Here is a 4,651-nt window from a genome sequence, read left to right on the forward strand (position 1 = left end):
GGATATTGAGTTCGCACATCTTGTTGTCTGGTTGTTGTTTTTTGGCGAAATCATTTGATCACATGACAAGATGTGTATCCAGCTTAAATTGATGATTTTTCTTAAAATCATCAGGGGATTCCTCAGCGCTTTATACGAATGAAATCGATGATCTGAAGTCAAAAATGATTTCGCTAAACACACAGCTTGATTTAGTTGAATCAGATACAGCTAGTAAACTATCGTACTTAGAAATTACACTAGATGAACTGTCCAAAATTATTGCAAGCATAGAAAACTCTAATGGGACAATAACATCGAACGATACTAAAGAGCTTCGAGGCAAAATAGAAGAAGTGAGAAGTAAATTTGGTATATGGGATGACATACCATTCTGATTTATAACAAGGCGTTTAAGAGGGACAGCCAACGCGTGGCATTTTTATTATGCGTTGGTTTTTGTGGTTACAGTGTTATACGGAAAGTTGGTAGTAGCGTTGGCTGCCCCTTAACGCGGCGTTATGTGCTTCAAGGATGAACAATATGAATTACGATGAATTTAATGAATTCTGCGGCTCTTTCCCCGCGACTAGTCATGTTGTTCAGTGGGGCAATTCTGATGTATGGAAAGTAGGCGATAAGGTATTTGCGGTCGGAGGTTGGAGCTCTGACGGGAAATCTGCATTTACTTTTAAGGTGTCAGACCTGAACTTTGATTTTCTGAGTAATTGTGATGGTTACAGACCAGCACCATATTTTGCTAATCGAGGAATAAAATGGATTCAGCAAACTGAAACGGGAAGTCGCCTTGATGATGAATTACGTTATTATCTATCTGAATCCTATAGAATTGTTTCAAGTGGTTTAAGTAAAAAGAAGCAGGCTGAGTTAGGGATTCTTTGTCAATCTGAAACACGCACATAACAAAGCGTTCAAGAGGGATTCGCAACGCGTAGCATTTTCGTTATGCGTTGATTTTATTGGTTTTTAGTGCAATGCGGTGAGTTGGTAGCTGCGTTGCTCACCCCTTAACGCGGCGTTAGCTTACATATCATATTCAGAGAACGAAAATGGAAATTAGAGAAGCTCAAGCATCAGATATAGACTCACTTTTGCGTCTAAATTATCAAATAGGAATAATGCATTTTGAAAATGCTCCGGAAGCATTTGTTGAACCGTCTTTCGAAGAAAAAGAGTTTCTTCTTAGTGCCTTAAATGATCAATCAAGGCTATTTCTTGTAGCGGAAGTTTCCGGTGCTGTAGTTGGGTTTATTACTGCCACTATTAGTAAAAATGAAGTAGTTCCATTTCTAGTTAAAATACCGATTTGTCGTGTTGGCACGATTGTAGTCGATGAAAGTGTCCGAGTTTCCGGTATTGGGACACAACTAATGGCTAAATGTAGCGATTGGGCTAAATCTCAAGGTGCAGAGCAAATAAAGCTTGAGGTCATGGCATTCAATGGTCATGCACAAAAATTTTATACAAAACTTGGTTTTGCAGAGCAATCAAAGACTCTGTGGAAAACTGTAAGCTAACAAACGGTTCAAGAGGGACAGCCAACGCGCGGCATTTTTATTATGCGTTGGTTTTTTGTGGTTACGGTGTTATGCGGAAGCTTGGTAATGGCGTTGGCTGCCCCTTAACCGGGCGTTATATGCCAGTAATCAGAAAGTCGATAGCTGCAATGATCTCATTTCTGAAAGTACTTAGCTCATTGACTGGTTCACGTAAAATCTTGGTCGGGACACTGGCCATTTGGTGAGTTAAAATTACAAAGTCACCTTGATCAATATGGATCATTGGGCATAAATGATTCGGCGCTTTTTTATCCAATAACTCAACGGGTGTTAGCGGAATAACTAATCGAGTATTCAGTGTATCAAGTAACTCACTTTGAACATCAACAAAGTAAGGGTATGCTGTTGAAGTGCTTTTATCGTTATTTTGGTATAGCGAAAATTGTGACATTAGAATACTCGGTAAGAATCGGAAAATAGACCGTGATTTTCAGTAAGTTCATTGCATGCATTAATAGCTTCTGCATTTTGCTCTAGCCATTCAGTTTTAAGGCGTTGTTTTACTTCTTTTTCAAGTGCCTTTTCCATTGTGGCTGAAAGATTAATATTAAGGCGTTTGGCCTCGGCGAGTAACTCACTGTTTAGAGTTAAATTTGTCGCCTTCTTTGGTGCTTGTGTGCTGTATGAGTTTCTCATGCTGCCTCCAGTGCGTATGTAAAGTGCGCATTAAGTATATGCGTACAAAAGGCATATAACAAGCTGCTCAAGAGGGATTCGCAACGCGTAGCATTTTTGTTATGCATTTGGTTTAGTTTTTACAGTGTTATGCGGTGAGTTAGTAGTTACGTTGCTCACCCCTTAGCAGGGCGTTAGCTGGTGAATCATTTATTTAATCACATTTATGGAGTAAAAAGTGTCAATCACAACATTATTTAGAGTTATATTAATATCGGGTTTAGTTACTTCAATAGTTGGTATTATTGCGGGCTTTAGTCTTTCTGAAACATTACCTCCAATTTTACAAGAGTATTTACTTCAGGCTGAAAAGAAAGAAGTATCCAACTTTGAAATGGTTTTCTTATTGGTGGCATCATTGGCATTATTGGTTTTGCTACCTGTTTCAACTGTTGGTTTATGGAAGTTTAAACGTTGGGCAAGGACTCTTTATATCGTAATCTCAATTGTATTTATACCTTTGTCTATTTTCGTTGGTCCTATTGTTATGAATAGTTGGGAGGCAATGTTTAATGAAATTGCTATTTTACTAGAGGGTATCTTAATTGCCATGATGTTCATGGGACCAATTAGTGAAAAATTCAAACATGTAGCAGTTACTAAAACCAGCTAACAAGGCGTTAAAGAGGGATTCGCAACGCGTAGCATTTTCATTATGCGTTGATTTTATTGGTTTTTAGTGCAATGCGGTGAGTTGGTCGTTGCGTTACTCACCCCTTAACGCGGCGTTATGTGAATGGAGATCAAAATGTCTTCTGTGCCAAAAAATAAGGATGAATTAGAGTTAGCTATAAACTCAATATTTCCGAAACTCATGGCTGACTATCGTTCAATTCCGGAAAGTAAATCTCGCAAATCTGGAGTAGAGGGAAACGTCAAAGGTACGGTCATTAGTGTTAGTGATACAGTGGCTTACTTGATTGGTTGGGGAAAACTAGTTCTTAAATGGCATCAGCTAAGATCTCGACACCAACATGTAGATTTCCCAGAAACTGGTTATAAATGGAACCAATTAGGCTTACTCGCTGAAATCTTCCACAAAGAGTATCGTGATTGGAAATACAATGATTTACTCATTGAACTTGAGTCTACGATTAATGAGATCCTTTTACTCATTTCAAGCTTAAGTAATCATGATTTGTATGGTGTTGCGTGGTATGAACAATGGACTTTGGGGCGTATGATTCAGTTTAATACGTCATCACCTATGAAAAATGTGCGTACAAAAGTTCGGCGTTTCAATCGAGAATTCACATAACAAAGCGTTCAAGAGGGATTCGCAACGCGTAGCATTTTCGTTATGCGTTGATTTTATTAGTTTTTAGTGTAATGCGGTGAGTTGGTCGTTGCGTTACTCACCCCTTAACGCGGCGTTAGTTTGCAAAGGAGATTCAAGTGCAATTATTTACTCAACAAGTAGTTACAATAGGAAAAGTTACGCCTCAACATATTGAAATGTTGGGTACAGGATTTTTCATTTCAAAAAACAAAGTAGCGACTACGCGCCATGTAGTTGGAAATCAAAGCGAAGGTATTGTAATTCTTGCGCCGCATATTAATGACATTAATGCATATCAGGATACATCGGATAATCGTTGTCGACCAATACAAGCTCAAATAGTAGATATTGATCCGATTAAAGATTTAGCAATCTTAGAAATTGATGGAGAACTAACGGGAAGGCTTCCAGAAATTGGTGGTTTTGATGAGGTTAGTATTTCAGAAGAGGTCGGTATTTTTGGTTTTCCACATAGTGTTGAAGGTCGAAGGGTTCTAACATTCCAAAAAGCTGAAGTGGGAGCTAAGGTTCTGCTTAATTCAAATGGTATTAAGAGCAAGTATGCTGTTATCAATATTCAATCACGTCCTGGGCAATCAGGCTCATTGGTTTTCTCACCGCGTCTCAATAAAATAGTGGGTATCTTGGTCGGTGCTTATGCTCCTGATAACAGTGGTGGTATTTCTTTAGGAGGGATTAATCCTAGAGAATTGCACCAAACAACACATTGTATATCTTCAGAATACTTAATGGAGATGTTGTAATGGAATTGCCTAATGCAAGTATTGGTGAGTGGGTTTCTGAGCTTAAAGTTTATCAGGCTAATAGTATTAATCAGATGCTACAGGATAATGAGCCTGAAGAAGTCATAAAATTATGGTTGTCGGCTAATGGACCTAACACAACGATTCAGTTTGGGGGGGCTGGCGATTCACCAGAGCCATTTTTCGATAGGTTTAAAGAAGAATTTAGAAAGTTTATTTGTGGTGATGCTGCATATAATAGTTTCCGCGTAAGTGTTCACCAAGCCCCTATTGACAGAAAAAGTGTGACACTCAGCACTTGATCCACTTTTTACTATTGAGTGATCATTCCAGTGCTTCATCCTGTTTGTTATGAGCAGAAAGAAAGCCCCTAA

The 4,651-nt window shown here is 38.6% G+C and carries 9 protein-coding genes; 7 read left to right on the top strand and 2 right to left on the bottom strand.

All coding sequences use genetic code 11. The features are described 5' to 3' along the window. The first annotated feature begins 370 nt into the window (after positions 1–370). The 3 genes from FKN93_RS16900 to FKN93_RS16910 all read left to right on the top strand — a co-directional run bounded on the left by FKN93_RS16900 (position 371) and on the right by FKN93_RS16910 (position 1,517). Positions 371–517, top strand: a complete 147-nt coding sequence (locus tag FKN93_RS16900; RefSeq protein ID WP_346009398.1) for a DUF3265 domain-containing protein — start codon at positions 371–373, stop codon at positions 515–517. A gap of 5 nt (positions 518–522) precedes the next feature. After that, a complete protein-coding gene (locus tag FKN93_RS16905; RefSeq protein WP_170905717.1) occupies positions 523–903 on the top strand; it encodes an MmcQ/YjbR family DNA-binding protein in 381 nt (126 codons plus the stop codon). A 146-nt stretch (positions 904–1,049) separates the two neighbouring features. Continuing rightward, on the top strand, positions 1,050–1,517 hold the full coding sequence (locus FKN93_RS16910) for a GNAT family N-acetyltransferase (RefSeq protein WP_040905372.1): 468 nt from the start codon (positions 1,050–1,052) through the stop codon (positions 1,515–1,517). Between the two features lie 115 nt (positions 1,518–1,632). On the opposite strand, the gene FKN93_RS16915 is transcribed toward FKN93_RS16910, so the two are convergent. Both FKN93_RS16915 and FKN93_RS16920 read right to left on the bottom strand, forming a co-directional pair. After that, the gene (locus FKN93_RS16915; protein ID WP_099609955.1) at positions 1,633–1,950 is read right to left on the bottom strand and encodes a CcdB family protein; all 318 of its coding nucleotides are present in this window, start codon (positions 1,948–1,950) and stop codon (positions 1,633–1,635) included. Further along, positions 1,950–2,195: a type II toxin-antitoxin system CcdA family antitoxin gene (locus tag FKN93_RS16920; RefSeq protein ID WP_099609954.1), complete on the bottom strand. Its 246-nt coding sequence runs from the start codon at positions 2,193–2,195 to the stop codon at positions 1,950–1,952. Before FKN93_RS16920 ends, FKN93_RS16915 begins: the two co-directional genes overlap by 1 nt. A 217-nt stretch (positions 2,196–2,412) precedes the next feature. On the opposite strand from FKN93_RS16920, the gene FKN93_RS16925 reads away from it, so the two are divergent. From FKN93_RS16925 to FKN93_RS16940, 4 genes are all read left to right on the top strand, one after another. After that, positions 2,413–2,847 carry a hypothetical protein gene (locus FKN93_RS16925; RefSeq protein ID WP_170905718.1) on the top strand — a complete coding sequence of 145 codons (435 nt, stop codon included), beginning with the start codon at positions 2,413–2,415 and terminating at the stop codon, positions 2,845–2,847. Positions 2,848–2,982: 135 nt separating this feature from the next. Next, positions 2,983–3,492 (top strand): ClbS/DfsB family four-helix bundle protein, encoded by a 510-nt coding sequence (locus tag FKN93_RS16930; protein WP_170905719.1) that lies wholly within the window; start codon positions 2,983–2,985, stop codon positions 3,490–3,492. Between the two features lie 137 nt (positions 3,493–3,629). Then, entirely contained in the window at positions 3,630–4,277 is a 648-nt protein-coding gene (locus FKN93_RS16935; protein ID WP_170905720.1) for a serine protease, read from the top strand. Continuing rightward, on the top strand, positions 4,277–4,579 hold the full coding sequence (locus tag FKN93_RS16940) for a hypothetical protein (protein ID WP_170905721.1): 303 nt from the start codon (positions 4,277–4,279) through the stop codon (positions 4,577–4,579). Before FKN93_RS16935 ends, FKN93_RS16940 begins: the two co-directional genes overlap by 1 nt. Positions 4,580–4,651 lie beyond the last annotated feature (72 nt).

It is taken from the genome of Vibrio sp. A8-1, assembly GCF_013048685.1.
Taxonomy (GTDB): domain Bacteria; phylum Pseudomonadota; class Gammaproteobacteria; order Enterobacterales; family Vibrionaceae; genus Vibrio; species Vibrio metschnikovii.